Origin of the sequence: Fluviispira multicolorata, from assembly GCF_009208585.1 — a bacterium.
GTDB classification, from domain to species: Bacteria; Bdellovibrionota_B; Oligoflexia; order Silvanigrellales; family Silvanigrellaceae; genus Silvanigrella; species Silvanigrella multicolorata.
This window is the reverse complement of the sequence record NZ_WFLN01000004.1, coordinates 210,074-228,767: the sequence shown is the minus strand read 5'-3', so window position 1 is coordinate 228,767 and position 18,694 is coordinate 210,074. Positions and strand designations below refer to the sequence as shown.

Sequence of the window (18,694 nt, the reverse complement as noted above, 5' to 3'; positions counted from 1 at the left end):
TAGCTAAATCAGACACTGAGATCAAATTAAAAATAAAATTGATTTATTTTCTAAAATTTACAACTTTAATAAAATATATTTTTAATTGAAGAAATTCTTGAAATTAAAAGAAAAAAGTCTCACCATTTAAAAGTTTTGATTCATGTTGTTTTATTGTCGAGTCAGGAAAGAAAAATGCGAAGGAAAATTTTTCCTGATCAGTAACAAGTCTATCAACAATTTTAATTAAAATACGTTCTTTGAGCTGCTCCCAGTTCAATTCCTTATCACGCACAGCATTAAAGTTATCTTTTAATATTTCGACTTCTCCAACTCTGTGCTCAAGAACTTGTCGAACTAAGTCAAAACCTTGCAATGCAACAATACAACGTCCTAATTCATTTTGAATCAACTTAAATTCATTTTGAATCTCTTTTAAGGTATCTTCCCAATTTAAATTTATAGACTGATCCATTTTTAATTTTCTGCGCAAAGTAGATATATTTTTTTCGCTTAAATCTTTTCCAGAAAAAGTTTCAAATGCTTTACGCAAAGATGATATTTCACCATATTTTAAAGTATTATCACCTAACTCAACACCAACATCTTCAAGGCTTCTCGCCATTGGCGTTAATTGATCCGTAAAGTTAATAAAATATTCCATTTGATCAAAAAGCTCTGATCCAACCATTCTCTCACTTAAAAATATTGCTTCAAAAGTCTCTGCAACAGCCTCAAAAGTTGTGCTGCTTAAATTTAGACCAATCACAACAGATTTTGAAACTTCATGAATATGAGGCATTAAGGACATAAGTGAGCGTGATTTATAATCAGAAAAATTGGGATCAATTGTTTTCACACCAAATTCTAAATTTGATATCCTCATACATATTTGTTGCAGTGATTCTTCTATGAGTCTAGCTGTTGATTCTTGAGCTAAGGAACATATTTCTAATGTAACTCGCATGAAACATGCATATTCATAAAAGAAGTTACAAATTCCTTCATTTTTAATACACCATTTAGATGAAAAATTTTTATGCGGTATTTGAAAATCATTAAAAAATGGTCGACATAAATGGTGTAATGATCCGCTTATTCTTGAGCCATCTGGCAAACTCGCAAAACAGCCTTGCTTTTTACCAATTTCAACTAATTTTTCGATGGTCATCGAAATCTTTTTTTTATCTTGATTTGGCTTAAAAACCTCGATCACAAAACTTTTTACACCCACTTTTTTACCAAAGCTAGGCAACAGCAATAAAATACGATAAACATGAGGTGGAATATCAGATAATAAAACTTTATTAGGAAATTTAAATACCATTTCATAAAAGCGTTGAAGACCCAACCAACTCACAGAATAAAGATCCTGTAAACTTATTTCTTTTGACTTAGAAAGAAAAGTTTTGTGATCATCTAAATTTGTGGAATCAACAAGATGTCCTTTTAATCTGGAAATTGTTCCATCTTGTATGACTTCAAAGTCGCTTTGATTCTCCATCAAAAAACTCCAAGACGTTAAGTGTCTGGAGTTTATCGGCAACGCATAAAGAATATTTACAAAAATTGCTAAATAAGGACTTCCCTAGAGTCGTGCTGAGAGCATATTTTCAGGCTTAAGTGCATCTTCAAGCTGTTGCTCTGTTAAAAGCTTATGTTTAAGAACAAGATTAAACACACTTTCTCCAGTTTGCAGAGCTTCTTTGGCTATCATTGTTGAATTTTCATAACCTATTAAAGGATTGAGTGCGGTCACAAGACCTATGCTGTGTTCAACTGCTTTCCGGCAAGCTTCTTTATTAGCTGTGATTCCTTCAACACAAAGGCGACCCAGAGTGCGCATACCTCTGCTCAGCATATTTACGCTTTGAAAAATATTAAAAACCATAACAGGTTCAAACGCATTGAGCTGCAATTGCCCTCCTTCAGAAGCCATTGTCACTGTTAAATCATTGCCAATGACTTGAAAGGCAATTTGATTGACAACTTCAGGAATAACGGGATTTACTTTTCCAGGCATAATGCTCGAACCAGGCTGCATGGCAGGCAAGTTAATATCCCCAAAGCCACAGCGTGGACCACTTGACAACAGTCTTAGGTCATTACAAATTTTACTAAGTTTGATTGCAAGTCTTTTTAGAATTCCAGAAAATAAAACAAATGCACCAGTATCCGATATAGCTTCAATTAAATTAGGCGATGCCACCACCTCTAAACCTGTAATTTCTCTTATTTTTTCAATAGCTTTTGCTGCATATTTGGGGTGAGAATTGATTCCTGTTCCAATGGCCGTACCACCAATACTCAACTCTAAAAAGAGCTTAGCGCCATCGTGAATACGTACAATATCTTCTCCTAAAGTCACTGAAAAAGCTTCAAACTCTTGACCTAAAGTCATTGGCACAGCATCTTGCAATTGTGTGCGCCCCATTTTTATCACATCAGAAAACTCTTTCCCTTTTTCAGAAAGTATACCGCACAGCTCGACCAAGGATTCAAGCAAGATTGGAATGGATTGCAACGTTGCAAGTCGAATTGCAGTTGGATAAGCATCATTCGTGGACTGCCCTAAGTTAACATGATTGTTTGGATGAACACTGTTATAATCTCCTTTTGCTTTGCCCCAAAGCTCAAGCGCTCTATTTGCAATCACTTCATTTGCATTCATATTTGTCGAAGTGCCTGCTCCGCCCTGAATCATGTCTATCACAAATTGATCGTGCCAATGTCCTGCAATAATTTCATCACAAGCCATAACTATATAACCTGCAACTGTTTTATCGAGAATTCCTAATTCACTATTGGCAAGCGCCGCTGCTTTTTTTACCTGTGCAAGTCCTTTAATAAACATGGGAAATGCATTTAAGGTTACACCACTGATATTAAAATTTTCAAGCGCTCGTAAAGTTTGTATTCCATAATAAGCCTCATCTGGCAATTCTCTGTCACCCAGTAAATCGTGTTCAAAACGCTTTTTTCCAGACCCATAGCCTGCTAAGTGAACTCCTCCATGAGTTGCATGACTTGAAATTCGATTAAAAACAAAAGAGCCCAAACTCATTTGAATTTTACAAGAAATTTCTTGGTGTTCTTTCATGAGTTTTAAAAAATTTTGTCGAGAAAGAATAATGACTTTTGTAGTTATAAGCGCAACCGCTTTAGCTTTATGCAAAGTACCCTCTTGAAGAAGTGAGACTTCACCCAAAAACTGATTGGGTCCATATAAAGTCGTTGGTTCTTCAAAATTATGCGAAGGAGCTGAAACTTCTACTCTTCCTGACAAAATAAGACGAAGCTTATCTCGTACGTTGCCAGGTGAATAAAGAATTTCATCTTTTTTATAAGTTGCTTTTTCAAAGTAATTTACTAAAATTTTGACTTCATTTTCAGATAGAGTTGAAAAAAGTGGAAAATGAGATACATACGCAAGATCCATTGTTAAGGCTCCTCGATTGATGGATAAATATTGTGTTACACCCATTTTTAAGCAGTGACAATAGGTGTAAAATAATCCAAATTATGAAATATGGATTATGAAATATCCATTTAAAACCTTTTAATCTGAAAAAGGATTGTATTTGAGAGTTATTCGTGAAAGTAAAATTCAATTTGAAAAATGGTTATATCCTTATAACAATAATAATTTATTTTTTATTATCGTTTTTTCTATTGCTATACATACACTTTTATTATATTTAATAACTTTAACTTCACAAACAGAATATAAAATATTTAAAGACGATGTTTTTCACAACTCCCCTCCTGTCCATGTTCAATTAGATAGCTCACCAAAAAATAATTCTACTTTAAAAGGAGCACGAGCTCAAGATCAAGAGTTTAGCATTCCTAAAAGCCGATCTGGGGGAGTTTTAACAGATAAAAATTTAAACTCTAAAAGTCCATTTTACGTCCCAAAAAATCTAGAATCTTTAGATAAACGAGTTGAAAAAACACCTTTTCAAAGTAATCTCATCCCAAAGAAAAAGAAAAATGACAAATTATCCATTCCACAACAGACAAATAAAAAAGTCATTTCAGGCATGGAATCCCTTCTCCCACAATCAAGTCCAAGTTATATTGATCAAATTAGAAGGGAGTCTCAGCAAGATAAAATAATTCATGGAGATGGCGGCGACATTCCCATAATTGGAAAAAATAATGCTCCCAGCAGTGAGCCACAAATTAAAGAAAGATTTGCTTCAAAGGACTACAGTCTTTACCAATTTAGTCTGGAATTTAAAGAGAAATTTGGTGCAATTTGGAATTCCAAAGACAGAATGCTTCCTCCCGAATCACCACTTCGCCCAGGAGATGTGGTATACTATAAAGTCTATATAAAGGGAGATGGTTACCTAGAAAAGTTTGAAAATTTGACTCAGAAAAAAAACCCCAATAAAGATTTTTCAGGAGCGGATCTTGTTTTTAAAGAAGTCGTAACGCATGTACTTCCGATGTCTGTACCACCACGCTTTGCTCACAGCATCGTCACCGAAGTCATGGCTATACAAGTTGTGAGCTCAAATGTTTTTGTGCAATATTCACCGCAATAGAGTAAAATTGGTTTTAGTTTTGATAGCTTCTCTATTATCAAAGTGATACCTTTTTTATAACCATTTTGAAACTAATGAATGTTCTTTAATTGTTCATTCTCTCCAAATTTAGGGAGGATCCATGTTCGACTGGTTTTTTAGGCTACTGTCTCATGATTTAGCCATCGATTTAGGCACAGCAAACACCTTAGTTTACGTTAAAAATAAAGGGATTGTTGCCAATGAACCTTCAGTTGTTGCTGTGCAACGCGACTCAAGGGGGCTACGAACCGTTAAGGCAGTGGGGAGAGCCGCAAAAGAAATGCTTGGAAGAACTCCTGGAACAATTGAAGCTGTCCGACCAATGAAAGATGGGGTCATTGCAGATTTTGAACTCACAGAAAAAATGTTGAGTTACTTTATTGGAGTTGCTCACAATCACAGATCATTGGTACGACCAAGGGCTGTAATTTGCATCCCTTACGGAATTACAGAAGTTGAAAAAAGAGCTGTTCGTGAATCTGCAGAATCTGCTGGCTGCGCATCGGTTTATCTTATTGAAGAACCTATGGCAGCTTCAATTGGTGCCGATCTCCCCATTCATGAAGCAAGTGGAAATATGATTGTAGATATTGGTGGTGGAACAACAGAAGTTGCAGTGATTTCACTATTAGGAATTGTCTATTCAAAAAGTGTGCGTGTTGGCGGCGATAAAATGGATGAATCTATCGTAAATTATTTAAAACGCCGTTTTAATGTTTTAATTGGTGAGCGCACAGCAGAGCAAATTAAAATTGCAATTGGCTCTGCCTATCCCGAAGAAGAAATTCGAACAATGCAAGTCAAAGGGCGTGACCTTGTTGCAGGAATTCCTAAAACAATTGAAGTAACAAGTGAAGAAATTCGTGAGGCAATGCAAGAACCTGTCAATGCCATTGTCGAAGCAGTGCGCCTTGCCCTTGAAAAGACTCCGCCAGAATTAGCTGCAGATATAGTTGATAAAGGAATTGTCTTAGTTGGCGGTGGTGCCCTTATTCGAAATTTAGATGTCCTTTTACGCGAAGAAACTGGATTGCCAATTGTTGTAGCAGAAAATCCGCTCACTGCCGTAGTTCTTGGTTCAGGCCGAGTGCTTGATAATCCTGAACTCCTTAGAGAAGTTACATTTTAATTAGAGAGTGTTCTGAAAATTTTGCAAGAATTTGAGAACACACCCTAATTAAAATAGGTGACTTCTTTTAAACTAAAAAATTTTGCATTAATTATTATTAGATAATATCAACTAATTATGATTTACCGCTAAATCATGTGGAAACGGACGACCTCTTCCTGTTTCTAAAAATTCTTTAAGGCTTAATAAAAATACAGCCCACTTTGTGGAGCAATGTGGGTAAAGTCCTGTATTATCTTGCCAACCTGAATGTATAAAGTTAACAAAACATTGCTTTTCATCTGATCTTAAAGAAAATCTTATTTCAGTTTCTTCCCAATCCTCTAAGCCTTTGTCTGCACATTTCCAATGAACAAATTGGTTTTGCTTAAGTTCGATGACCTCAAATTTTTGGCAAAAATCTACAAACCAAAATTCCAGAAAATTTCCGACTTTTGAAGTACCCCGAGTGTCGGAAGTCCACCAATTAGAGAGCATCTTTATGTCAGTTAACGCTTGGTACACAAGTTTAGAAGTAGCTTTGATTCCTATTTCATGTCGAATTTCGTAGGTTTTTATTTTCTTCACTGAGAGTTCCTATTAAAGTAGTTTTGTAATAAGAGTTCCTAATTTCATATAACCACTCCATTAAAGAATATCATTATCTATAAAACATCAACATTTTTAGAAAAAAATAGAGTCAAAATACGAACAGAATCTTTAAATCAATTGCAAATGATTAACTGTATGAGAAAAATATTGCGAGATCTCTTAACACCCCAACTATAATTAAACAATATATTAACATTCATCTAGAACCTGCTTCTCAGTTATAAAGATAAAGTCGGGATCACTGTATGGTAAACCCTCCCTTAAAAAGGTTTTTCTATATTTTCTATGATCTATCTGCGAAAAATTAAAGTATTTAAAAATTTGATGACACTGAATAATTCCGTTAAAATAAATGGAATCAGACAATGCAAATGGACTCCAAACACTAGAACCTTTGCGCGCTGGCTGTGGACTGTCAAAGCTTTTCCCATGTAAATTTTCACATTGTATTTTAAATGCAACATATTTTAAAACATCATCAAGTAAAAAATATGAAAATCTTACTTTTTCAGTCTCAAAATGCTTCCATTTACCACTAACGGATACATATTTATTGTCGACATCAGTTAACCAATGCCAATCTTTATTTTTATTCGCACAATAAACATATGCTTCTTCTGAATATGCAGTAAGTGATAAATTTATATAAAATAACAATGCTATATTTCTTATTGAAAATATACTAATTCTAATTTTCATTCAAAAATTCCTTAAATTTAAATTGAATTTACAAAAAAATTTTAAAATAAATATATATTTTAAAAACTAAAAAAAATATATCAATTTTTTAATATATTGCAAATTAAAATAAAACATTTTTTAAAAACTATAATGTTACTCACAGATAGATATCCATAATCAATAACAGATCAAAATATCAAGATATCTTCAATATTAAATTTTCTGATTTTTCATAAATATGATTTATTTAAAACATACACTCATTATATTTCATCAAATTTAATATGTTCATATATCCAATTCATAGCTTTAAACATATTTATTTACAAATTTTTCTCACTACGTCCTGTATAAATACCATTTAAGCCATAATAATTAAGTATAACTCCTGTAAAGAGTACTCCAGGACAGTTGCCCACTTTTAATGAAGCAAGAGTTGAAAAAAATAATGCATCAATAAAGGAGAGTAAGATATCTAAAATTTTTAGTTGTCAAATTTTTTAATCAAATAAAATAAAATTCGACATGTTATATGTCGCTTAAAATTTTTTATCTAGAAAATAGATTACTAAAAACATTAGAGTGTATTCTTAAACAGTAAAGAAATTTTGATTCTGTGTACTTTTCCCGCAAAAGTTAGATTACTAATTCTTACAAAAGCGAGAAACATACCAAAAAATCAACTCTTCTCCACTATTTGCAAACATACCACTATGGGAGGTTTTAATGCTTAATAATATTTTATACTGGACTCTTACTTTAATTTTTTGTGGTTTTATACTCTACAGCGGAGTTATAGATTTCATAAGTAGACCAGAAATTGTAGAAGCATTTGCAGAACTAGGTTATCCTTCTTATTTTCCACGTATGCTTGGAATAGCAAATATATTAGGCGTTATTTTTATTATTTATAAAAAATCTTGGTTCTTAAAAGAGTGGGCATATGCAGGTATAGCCTTTACGCTTATTGGCGCATGCTATTCTCATTATATGGTTAGTGGTTTGAGTAAAAAAATAGTTACTCCCAGTATTATTTTATTTTTATTGGCAGTTTCATTTTTTTTGTGGAAGAAAAAACGTAAATACTAAAATTAAAAAATCAGCTCTCTAATCAGCTCATAATTCTTAAGTGATTAAAACATCTTAATTAAATTGTTCTTTTTATTTAACTCTTTTAAATTTAATTTCCATAAAACTTTTATCTTTTTCATGAATGCTCTTGCCATCATGATCTTGTTTTGTAAAAGGATAAAGAATCAGTTTTAGAATCATGCTTAAGGAGCTAAATAGGGTATAATAATCATCTTAAATGAGGGTTACGATCAGCTAACAGAATTCGAGCAAAGTAATTAAAGCTTTTAAGTTTCCTTAAAAGCTCGGGTGGGAAGAGTGCGTAATAGTTTAGCTTCCATTGCCAGACTCACCATGCTCTAATTTCATTCTTATTACCCACTCACAATCCTAGAATCGCTCGGCTCAGCCCTTCATCCCACATCCAGAAACATTTGGCTCAGCCCTTCATCCCACATCCAGAAACATTTGGCTCAACCTTCATCCCACATCCAGAAACATTTGGCTCAGCCTTCATCCCACATCCAGAAACATTTGGCTCAACCTTCATCCCACATCCAGAAACATTTGGCTCAACCTTCATCCCACATCCAGAAACATTTGGCTCAGCCTTCATTGCAAAATTAGCCGCACTTGCAGCAAAAGTTGTAAAAATTGAAGCAATACAAATAAGAGTTCTTAACATGATTTATTCCCTTTCTGTAAAAAAGTGATAGCAGCAAATATCTAATTCTTCTATTTCATAATTAGAAGTACTTTTTAATTCTGAAATTCTTTTAAATAATGCATTTTGTAAATTAATTATATCGTCTAAGTCTTTTCGAGAGATTCTTTTACTGTTAAAGAAAAAAACTTTAGAATTTTTCGCATTGTCTTTATTGATTTTATCGAGAGCGGATTGCATCCATTGTGGAGCTGATTTTACCAAAGTGTATTTATCAAGTCTAAATATAATATTTCCTCGTAAAGCTCTGTATCCGCCAGCAACTTCTTCAATCAAACCATCATTTAGGAGAGCAGGTAAAATAAGAATTCTTATTTTGTCACAAGCGATGTCGGAGTGACCTTTATAGATATCAACATTTTCTTTTATGCTCTCATAAATCTCTATAACAAGTTTTGCTTCGTATTTGCTAATGGTTTCATAGCAGCAAGGAGCATTCTCTTTCGTAAGTATGAAGAAATTTTTTTCAATTTCTTCATCATATTTACTATTTTGCACTCTATTCCCCCCTCAATTTACTTAGAGGAATATACCAATTTTCCAGTTATGTCAATGAAAGAATTTATAATTTAAAGTATTATTTTGCTTTATTGAATTTAAAATAAAAATAAAAATATTTTTACAACTTGAATTTCAGGCTGATAAATTGAAAATTTTTTTGACTCTAGTAAATAAATTTTTGGGAAAAAATTCATGAACACTCTGTATTTTATTCATAGTTTTTTATGATTTCAAATGGATTAGGAAATATTTAAAAAAAATATTAAAGACTATAATTATAAATTTCATTCTATTGTTAATTATTTTAAAAACTACGAAAATATCATCAATTCAGCTTTTAATATTTGGTGAATTATTTTAAAAAATAAATTTTTGAAAATAAAAATAATACTGAGAAAAATATTTTGGTAGGTTATTCCTTGCTTGAAATGCTCGCATAGACAATCATTTCTTGGACGCTGCCCATTTCGTTTCAGCAAATCCACGCTCAAAAAAAAATTTTCAGCATCCCCAACGATAAAAAATGGAAGGAGTGATATTTAACAGAACCTTGGGACAAAGTGAGGCCGGTGTGACTTCATACATGAAAGTAGAAGTGGTATGACTCTGCATTTAAGCAATAAAAACAAATAATAATTTAGATTTTTTATAAATAATGTATCGGTAGAGTATAAGACTTCAGAGTATTTTATTCCATTTCTTGCTCTGTAGTAGTAAAAATTCTAAATAATCTTGAGAATGCAAAATTAAGAATACTTAAAAAATTAATTCAAATAGAATATTATTTGCATTTTATTTTGAAATCAGATGTGATTTATTTCAATCACATCTGATGGTTTCTTATGCTAAGAAATTATTCAAACTCGAAACAGTGGATTTAATTTCTAAGTATTTTAAAAAATGAATTTTAGTTTTCTTACAGCCTCTGAATGAAAAGCATTTCATGTCTAATTTAACATTGCAAAGAAAGATAATTAATAATGCAAAATATTATAAATCCATGCGAAAAAACTGTAATTGAAAAATTTTCATACACACCAAAGATGCTGAATAATTGTGAATTAATAGAATTACCAAACTTTATTTTACTAAAGGCACCATATAATACTTCAATGTTTAATATTGCCTGGTTAAAGAAAATTGAAGAGAAAAGTTATTGTAGAGTTTTCTCCAAATTCTTTTGCCTTATGGATTGGACCAAACTCATTTTCTTAAATTTCTGAAGCTCAATTGAATGAATTAGATTTTAGCAAAGAAGCAAATGAAATAGGAATGATTTTGGAATTGAGAAAATATCTAGAAAATATATCGGTTAATGAAATATTTACTAGCATACGCTAAAAAACAAGGCTCAACTTAAATATGCTTAACAGCTTCTTCTCCTGAAGCAGTTAGTCTATACAATAAAATGGGCTTTTTAAATCTTGGAAATTATGAGTGTTATGAATATAAGAAAATTGGAAACTAATTATATAAAATGTTACTTTTATTATTTATAGAAATTTTTCTTCTTAAAGGAATGGGCATTTGCAGTTATAGCTTTTACGCTTATCAAGACATGCTATTCTCATTATATAGTTAGTGGTTTGAGTAAAAAAATAGTTATGCCCAGTTTTATTTTTATTGAACTCTATTGAACTTAATTTCCTTAAAACTTTTATCTTTTCATGTATACTATTGCCATCATGATCTAGTTTTGTAAAAGTAAAAATTCCACTTTTAAAGTTATCCATTACATTATAAATAACATAGTAAAAAGAATCAGTTTTAGAATCATGCTTAAGGAGCCAAGTAGGGTAAAAATTATCAACTTCAGGGCTATTTTTAACTCTTTCTATACTAAACTTTTTATTATCAAAATATTTATCGTTCCACAAATTAGATTCTGTATTTTCTGAACAATTATTTTTTACTTTACTTAAATTTATTGCATTATCTGAATACACATTTAAAATATATTTTCCATTTTCTATACATTCACTTTCCCACTTTGTATCAACTGGTAAGTTATAAGCAAAAGCAGAAGTTGACATTAAAGAAACTAGAGTGATTAATTTCATATTATTTAATCTCCATAAATATTTATTAAAATAGATTAAACTACCTATTCTATTTTAAATAAGTCTATTTAATATGAAATATTTGTCAATTATTTAAATAATACAAAATATTTATAATGGTTATGGAGATAAATATCATATATAAAAAAACATTAATTTTTACTAAAATTTTTAATTTAAAAAAATAAACACTGCACAAAAAAATAAATAAATTTTATTCATAAAAATTAGATATTAAGAGGACCATTTTTCTTATTGCTAGTTATTTTAGAATGTTTTTTAACAGTAATAAAATCATAAAAATAAATAATTATTCAAATTCTCAAAACATATGCAACTGTTTCATATAAGAATTCAACCTTACCATCTTTTTGATGCTCATTAAAAAGTCTTTGAGTTTCAGAAACAAAACGTTCATATTTTGGATTGTCTTTTGGTGGAGAGTAGGAAGTTGAAAGCATACGACCTAATAGCTCATCTTTCGTTAAAATTTGTTTAGTTGGAATAGAGAATTTTTCAAACTTTTGCGGAAAAAGTTCTGCTAATATTTTCTCATCTTCAATATTTTCAATTTTGATAGAGAGAAAATCTATAGAGTCTTCAATAAATACTTTATGAATACCAGACATAAATGCAGATTTTTTATAATCTTTTTTATTCCAAACAATGACCACTTTACCACGCGGTTTTAAAACCCTTCTCATTTCTGCGGCCGTTTCAGCATTGGAAAACCAGTGCAAAGACTGCGCACAAAAAACAAAATCTATAGTCTTTTCTTTAAGAGTTGTGTTAAATGAGGTTGCATCTATACTTGTATATGATTTTAGTTTTTTAAATGAATTCTCTGCAATAGCTCGCATTTCAGCATTTGGTTCAATTGCATAAACACGACATTTATTCTTTAATAAAAGTTTAGTAAACTTACCAGTACCGCCACCAAATTCAGCACAAACGCTTTTTGAACTGAAGCCATAGCGGTCTCGCAAAAATTTTATTATTTCATCTGGGTAAGTAGGTCTATATTTTGCAAAGTCTTTTGCTTTACCTGAAAATCTATCAGAGGTGTCGAGAAATGCCATAAAATTTTCCTTTTCATAAAAGAGAAAAACAGACACATTTTGACTTAAAATTATTTTCCAATACAAAAAGTTGAAAATATTTTTTCGAGCACATTGTCCAAATGAATTTCACCCACAATTTCTTCTAATGAATGTCGTGAATGATTTATTAAAGAAGCAATTTTTTCTGGATAATCACGCACTGAAATTAACTTTCCACACTCTTCTAAAGTACTAATTGCATTGAAAACCTTATCTTTTTGTCTTACAGAGATAAGAGTAGGGTTTTCTTTTTTATTAACAGCGCCCGTAAAAACCTGATGATATTCGACTAAAACTTTACATAACTCTTGATTTTCTGCCAAAGAAATTAATATTAAATGCTCATAAATACATTTTTTAAAGCTTAAATCTTTAACAATTATACTAAAATTATCATTAAACTTTTGAATCATTTTTAATTGAGCATCCGAAAGTAGATCTTGTTTACTTATTACTAAGATAATTTTTTGATCTTCAGTTAACCTAACTTCATCGCAAAAATGTCCTACTTCAGACAATATATGAGTCTGAATTTGAGTACAATCTAATTCATGAATATCGATAACTAAACAAATGACATCTGCTCCTAAAGCAGATTTTAAACTGCGTTCCACTCCAATTTTTTCAACTTCATCCGATGTTTTACGAATTCCAGCCGTATCGAGAAGAACGAAGTCTTTATTTTGAATAACAAGTCTGTCTTCAAGCACATCGCGGGTTGTCCCAGGAATGTTCGTTACAATAGCGCGGTCATAACGCAACAATGAATTGTACAGACTTGATTTTCCGGCATTGGGCTTACCTGAAAGAACAACTCTCACACCTTCACGCATTTTCAAGCCACTGGAAAAAGTTGAATGCAACTTCTCTAAACGCTCTAACACAACTTGTATTTGCGGTAACAACGAAGCAGGTTCATATTCTCCCACTTCATCTGGTGCAAAATCAATGTGCGCTTCAAGATAGGCTAAAATATTTATAATTTGCCCTCTAATTTCTTCGGTTTCACGTGATAAAACACCCTCCACCGTATTGCGTGCAAGCTCAATGCCTCCTAATGTTTCAGCATGAATAAGTTGGTTAATTCCTTCAGCTTGAGCTAAATCTATTTTTCCATTTAAAACAGCTCTTTGTGTAAACTCCCCTGGTTCGGCATCACGCATACCAATTGATCTTAATAAACTTTGTAATTTTGCTGAAATCAATGGATTTCCATGCACTGATATTTCAACTATATTTTCACCTGTATAGCTTTTTGGAGCAGGAAAAAGAGTTAAAACGACATCATCAATTTCATTATTGTCTTTATCAATAATAAGGACATAACGAGTGTGAGCTTTCCCCTGAGATTTCTCAGCTAATTGAGTAAGATTTAATTGTTTGCGAGTATTTGGCAACACTACATAAGGAGAAAGAATTTCAAAAATATTTTCTCCAGAAATACGGTGTAAATGCAAAGCGCTTCTGCCGATAGGTGTGGCAAGTGCAAAAATCGATTGAAAATGAAAGTTCAATTCTACGTCCTTAGATCTGTTTACTTTTTATAAAAAACTTTATTCATCTTTTAGAGGTGATGAATTAAATTTTTCTTTTTCATTTTTAGGATTGATATCTTTTCCATCACTTAAAGAAACAGCTCCCGCACGTTCAATGCTATCTTGACGAGCCGTATTGTGTTTCATTTTTTTAGGATGAAACTTTCTTTTTTGTTTTAATGGTGGCCTAAAAGACTTTTCAGAGCCATTATTCCTATTCGTGTTTTGATCGATATTATTTTTATTTAATTTTTTTTCTGTTGAATAAATAACGAGCCTGCGCTTATCTCCTGCTCCCACGCTGCGTGTTGCAACACCGTTAAAACCATCTAAAGCAAGATGTATAATTCTTCGCTCTTGGCTGCTTTTAGAAGAAAGTATTACGCTTTTCCCTGTTTTTCTAACTTTTTCAGCAAGAGAACGCGCCATTCCAATGAGTCTTTCTTCACGTTTTTCAGCAGACTCCCCGGCATCTAAACTGATTCTTGATGAGATATCTCCAAGTTTCTTTTGCGCAACTCTTTTAAAAACATGTTCAAATGCCAATGAAAGCCTATCGCTTTTGCTCAAAAAACGCTCAATAAATTCATCAGAAACTTTAACAACAGCTTCATTTTCATTGGTAACTGTTTGTATGTTTTCTAAAGAAACATCAAACGCAGAGAAAAAAAGTTTTTTATAATTATCAAATAATTCTTCAACTCCAGCGCTTTTCATATTTAATAAATTACGTGGTATATAATTTTCAGAGTTATATGAAGATTTTACATTTACAGTACTTTCATTCTCAATTTTTTTCTGAGGTCTTTCTTTTTTAACAAATTCGTTCACAGCTTTGCGTGTTTGTGTATTTAAACTTACACTTTGTGTTTTTACCGAAGAAGTTTTACTCAATGCTTGTCTAACAACTTCACGCGCAGCTGCTTGTAGATCTTGCTTAGCGGTTTCAACCCAAGCTTCGATACGAACGGAACGAGAAAATAATTTTGAAAAGAAATTTCCAGATGATTGCTGAATAATATTATAACAAAGTAAGGATTTATCTGTAGAAAATGTTTTTGCAGCTTCTGCAAGAGCCTCCTCAAGGTTTTTCCCAGTAAATTGCCGTTTATCCATGAATACTCCGTAATTCGGGATTTATTTTTAATCCCCTCAAATGTAAAATGAGGGGTTGAACTGATTTAAAGCTCCAAACTCAAAAAATACTCATTTTAAAGAATACTTTATTTTGCTTGAACTTTCTTGTAGTGACGTGTCAGGAACGCCTGCCGAATCATTGATATGATTGTATTCGTTATCACATAGAGTGCCAAACCGGATGGATAGAAAATCATGAAGACCGAGAAAAGAATAGGTAAAATTTTCATCATTTTTGCTTGAGTTGGATCCATGGAAGGCATAGGCATCATTTTTTGATAGCCAATCATAAGAATTGCCATCAAAAGTGGAAGAACGAAATAAGGATCTGCTTGCGTTAAGTCCTTAATCCAAAAGAAAAACGGAGATTGACGAAGATCAAATGTATTACGCAAACAGGTATCAAGTCCAAAAAATACAGGAATTTGTGGCAGCAAAGGCAAACATCCACTTAATGGATTGACACCACTTTTGGACATAAGAGACATCGATTCACGTTGCAATGCCTGTTTATCATCTTTATATTTTTCTTGTAAGGCTTTAATTTGCGGCTGAATAAGCTGCATTTTTTGCGCAGAAGAATAACCTTTAATTTGCAGTGGTAAGAAAAGAATATTGATACAAAAGGTCAAAACAATAATAGCGAGTCCCCAGTTTCCTATTAAATTATGTAGGAAAAACAACACATGATACAATGGACGCGCAATAATTTTGAAGAAGCCATAATCAATCGTTTGGTATAAACTATATTGATCAAAATCTTTTAATACAGTCTCATTTTTTGGCCCAAAATACACTTTATAATTAAAGTTAACAGATTGACCAGGCATTAAATTAACAGGTTGTTTAACCCATGCTTCATAAACTGTTTGATCAATTTCAGAAAGTCCATCTTTTCTTAAAACAAATCCTGTACGGGCTACTTCAAAATTAATAGGTGAATGAAACTGTGGAATCACAGTGTTCATCCAATAATGAGAATCCGCAGTAATCCATGTGGGCACAACTCCAACATCTGATAATAAAACTTTATAAGAGGCTTCTGCTTCAAACGGAGTCAACACTCGATTCACATCACCATTTGGCAACCTCAGTGCAGCACCATGAAACTCAGCTGAGTGTGAAGAGAATAAACCACCTGAGTTCTTATTGTCAGATGTCGCACCTAATTCAAAATCAACATTTGTAGTTTGTTGAAATTGAGAGTTATTTTTAACTATAATATTAAACTCTCCATTATAATCTTTATCAGAAAAATGGAATGTTCTTATGATTTCAAGGCCATTTGCTCTTTGCGTAATCTGTGTCAAACCTTCTGGAGTTTTGACAATACGCGCAGGTTGATTACGAAGATCAGTTGTTCCAATGCGAAAACCATAGGCCTTACAAATATTATAATTTTGAACAACAGACACAGGAGTTGGATCATTATAAGCAACTTTTTCTCCTACTAAACTATTGTTCCCAAGACATCCACCCACTGGGGTGAATTCAAAAGTTGCATAAGGAACCTTAACAAGAAGATCTGTAGGATTAGCAACAACCAAAGGTAAGTTTTGTGAGGAAGAAGCTGTCGAGTTTGCTTCAATTGGCTGAGGAGTAGGAGTGTTTTTCAACGCTTTATTAGTGCTTTGTGCGCTTTCTGACTCTTCTTTATGCAGTTGTGCTTGCTGTTGGTTCTGTTGCTCAATTGCTGTTTGTTGTTGTTTTATATAATAACTTTGTGCATAAAAATATCCACCAAATAATAAAAACAAACCTAACATTAAACCTATTGTTTCTTTTTTCACTTCAGAATCCCGTTCTTTACTGTGTTAAACAACTATGGGAGATCAACTCCACCTCTATGAAAAGGGTGACATTTACAAACCCTAACGACCGATTTACCAAAACCTTTAACTGCCCCATACTTTTGAAATGCTTCAAGACTATACTGGGAACAGCTCGGATAAAACCGACATCTTGAGCCGAGTGCAGGAGAAATACACTGCTTATAAACTCTAATCAAGAAAACAAAGAAAAGAACAAAGAATTCATTCAACTTTTTTAAAATCATACTTTTTGTTCCAGAGTGAATGAACATTTTTTGACTGATTTTTGTAAAGCATAATTTATCGCTTTTAACAAATCTTCCCATGGAGCTTCGAGAACATTTCTATTTGCCATAAAAAGCAGTTGAATATCAATCCCACTTGGCAATTCAAACGATTTTAAACACTGATTGAGTGCATTTTTTAATCTTCTACGCACTCGATTTCTTTTTACGGCTCTTTTATGCACTCCTTTTTTTGAAGCTACGATGGCAAATTTAAAAGATTTGTTTGCATCTGAGCGTTTATGAAATGACATGTAAGTTAAAAAATACTCTGATCTGGATTTAGTTGCATTTGCATAGAATTCAGAGAAATTTGTTATCTTTGATATTGTTAAAATAGCTTCACTACACATTTTTAGGTGTTGTCCTTTTTGGCACTCTTTTCACAATTTAAGGATGATACTCGATATGCTGACTTTATATAAATAATAAAGGAGTCACAGTCGAGGAACACATGACAGGGCTCAAATACAAACTAATACGTCAGTATATGGCAATCTTGCTTTCAAGACTTATCTTACAGTTGTTCCTTATTGCAACTCTTGCTTTCGACTTTCCAATTTTTCCTCAATCACTTGAAGTTATTGGAAAACTAGCAAACATCATCGGCAAAGCAGAAGTAGTTCGCTCAGGAAAAACCTTGCCAGCCGAAAAAAACATGCCAATTTTTGAAACTGATGATCTTATTACATATGATAAAACTGCAATTAAAATCGAGTTTAATGATGGCAGTAATTTAATGGCATTTCAAGATGCAAAAATCAAGATATCAGAATATCGGATTAAAGCTAAAGGCAAGGATTCTAGTGATTTAAAATCTGCTATTGAAGTCATCAAAGGAAAAGTGCGCTTCTTTGTCAAACCACAAGAAGATGCTAAGGTCGACGCGAAATATAAAACTTCTAATTCGGTGATGGGAATTCGTGGTACAAGTGGTTTCATTGATACTTCAAGCGTTGGCAACACACAAATCATAATCACAACAGGTACTGTTGAAGTCACAAGCCTTGCTGACCCAACCAAATCCGTAGTCGTGCCTGCAAATAAATACACAGAAGTTATTGAAAATAGACCTCCAACACAACCAAAAACAGCGCCTCCTATGATTATCAATCGCTTAAATGCAGAGGCCACTATGGTCGATCCTAATTTCAAAGAAAGCGAAAAACCAGCCCCTAAACCAGAAGGAGCTCCTAAGAAAAAAGAAGAAAATCCTTCGAGTGGTTCAAACGATGGCAAACCACCTTCATCAGAAAAAAAGCAAGTCTTTAATACAGATGGCACTAGCACTGTCGTTAGCACAAATAATTCATTAAATGATGTTTTAGTGAGTCAAGGAAATCAACAATTGAGACCCAGTAATATTACAGATTTTGAACCAATTAAAAATACTTTAAAAGAAGTAAGCTCAATATCTGATCAAATAAATAGACAGATAAATACTATTATTGACACGAGTGCTGGTTTTGAGAAAACAAAAAATATTACTGTGAATGTAAATAGTCCTTCACAATGAA

At 32.4% G+C, this 18,694-nt stretch carries 17 protein-coding genes; 4 read left to right on the top strand and 13 right to left on the bottom strand.

The genetic code is table 11. The features are described 5' to 3' along the window. Positions 1-103: 103 nt before the first annotated feature. Positions 104-1,483 carry a hypothetical protein gene (locus tag GCL57_RS01110; protein ID WP_152211414.1) on the bottom strand — a complete coding sequence of 460 codons (1,380 nt, stop codon included), beginning with the start codon at positions 1,481-1,483 and terminating at the stop codon, positions 104-106. Positions 1,484-1,567: 84 nt separating this feature from the next. Next, entirely contained in the window at positions 1,568-3,418 is a 1,851-nt protein-coding gene (aspA, locus tag GCL57_RS01105; protein WP_161597530.1) for an aspartate ammonia-lyase, read from the bottom strand. Between the two features lie 142 nt (positions 3,419-3,560). Here aspA and GCL57_RS01100 point away from each other — a divergent pair, with 142 nt between their 5' ends. Together GCL57_RS01100 and GCL57_RS01095 are read left to right on the top strand one after the other, a co-directional pair. Next, entirely contained in the window at positions 3,561-4,532 is a 972-nt protein-coding gene (locus GCL57_RS01100; protein WP_152211412.1) for a hypothetical protein, read from the top strand. A gap of 121 nt (positions 4,533-4,653) precedes the next feature. Further along, entirely contained in the window at positions 4,654-5,682 is a 1,029-nt protein-coding gene (locus GCL57_RS01095; protein WP_130609093.1) for a rod shape-determining protein, read from the top strand. 111 nt (positions 5,683-5,793) lie between these two features. Here the strand turns inward: GCL57_RS01095 and GCL57_RS01090 are convergent, their stop codons facing one another. After that, on the bottom strand, positions 5,794-6,249 hold the full coding sequence (locus GCL57_RS01090; protein ID WP_152211411.1) for an SRPBCC family protein: 456 nt from the start codon (positions 6,247-6,249) through the stop codon (positions 5,794-5,796). Positions 6,250-6,462: 213 nt separating this feature from the next. After that, entirely contained in the window at positions 6,463-6,972 is a 510-nt protein-coding gene (locus tag GCL57_RS01085) for a hypothetical protein (RefSeq protein ID WP_152211410.1), read from the bottom strand. Positions 6,973-7,680: 708 nt separating this feature from the next. Between GCL57_RS01085 and GCL57_RS01080 the strand changes: the two genes are divergently transcribed. Beyond that, entirely contained in the window at positions 7,681-8,043 is a 363-nt protein-coding gene (locus GCL57_RS01080; RefSeq protein WP_152211409.1) for a DoxX family protein, read from the top strand. Positions 8,044-8,464: 421 nt separating this feature from the next. Here the strand turns inward: GCL57_RS01080 and GCL57_RS01075 are convergent, their stop codons facing one another. From GCL57_RS01075 to rnpA, 9 genes are all read right to left on the bottom strand, one after another. Next, positions 8,465-8,710 (bottom strand): hypothetical protein, encoded by a 246-nt coding sequence (locus tag GCL57_RS01075; protein WP_152211408.1) that lies wholly within the window; start codon positions 8,708-8,710, stop codon positions 8,465-8,467. Positions 8,711-8,713: 3 nt separating this feature from the next. Continuing rightward, on the bottom strand, positions 8,714-9,247 hold the full coding sequence (locus GCL57_RS01070) for a hypothetical protein (RefSeq protein ID WP_152211407.1): 534 nt from the start codon (positions 9,245-9,247) through the stop codon (positions 8,714-8,716). A 1,514-nt stretch (positions 9,248-10,761) separates the two neighbouring features. Beyond that, the gene (locus tag GCL57_RS01065) at positions 10,762-11,310 is read right to left on the bottom strand and encodes a hypothetical protein (protein WP_152211406.1); all 549 of its coding nucleotides are present in this window, start codon (positions 11,308-11,310) and stop codon (positions 10,762-10,764) included. A gap of 314 nt (positions 11,311-11,624) precedes the next feature. Next, on the bottom strand, positions 11,625-12,389 hold the full coding sequence (locus GCL57_RS01060; RefSeq protein WP_152211405.1) for a class I SAM-dependent methyltransferase: 765 nt from the start codon (positions 12,387-12,389) through the stop codon (positions 11,625-11,627). 50 nt (positions 12,390-12,439) lie between these two features. Then, entirely contained in the window at positions 12,440-13,924 is a 1,485-nt protein-coding gene (gene mnmE, locus GCL57_RS01055; protein ID WP_152211404.1) for a tRNA uridine-5-carboxymethylaminomethyl(34) synthesis GTPase MnmE, read from the bottom strand. Between the two features lie 39 nt (positions 13,925-13,963). Continuing rightward, complete coding sequence (locus GCL57_RS01050; protein WP_152211403.1) at positions 13,964-15,061, bottom strand: Jag family protein; 1,098 nt, start codon at positions 15,059-15,061, stop codon at positions 13,964-13,966. A gap of 107 nt (positions 15,062-15,168) precedes the next feature. Continuing rightward, positions 15,169-16,872: a membrane protein insertase YidC gene (yidC, locus tag GCL57_RS01045; RefSeq protein WP_152211402.1), complete on the bottom strand. Its 1,704-nt coding sequence runs from the start codon at positions 16,870-16,872 to the stop codon at positions 15,169-15,171. A 32-nt stretch (positions 16,873-16,904) separates the two neighbouring features. Continuing rightward, positions 16,905-17,138 carry a membrane protein insertion efficiency factor YidD gene (yidD, locus tag GCL57_RS01040; RefSeq protein ID WP_152211401.1) on the bottom strand — a complete coding sequence of 78 codons (234 nt, stop codon included), beginning with the start codon at positions 17,136-17,138 and terminating at the stop codon, positions 16,905-16,907. Further along, entirely contained in the window at positions 17,135-17,530 is a 396-nt protein-coding gene (rnpA, locus tag GCL57_RS01035) for a ribonuclease P protein component (RefSeq protein WP_152211400.1), read from the bottom strand. Before rnpA ends, yidD begins: the two co-directional genes overlap by 4 nt. A 101-nt stretch (positions 17,531-17,631) precedes the next feature. On the opposite strand from rnpA, the gene GCL57_RS01030 reads away from it, so the two are divergent. Next, complete coding sequence (locus tag GCL57_RS01030; protein WP_152211399.1) at positions 17,632-18,693, top strand: FecR family protein; 1,062 nt, start codon at positions 17,632-17,634, stop codon at positions 18,691-18,693. Position 18,694 lies beyond the last annotated feature (1 nt).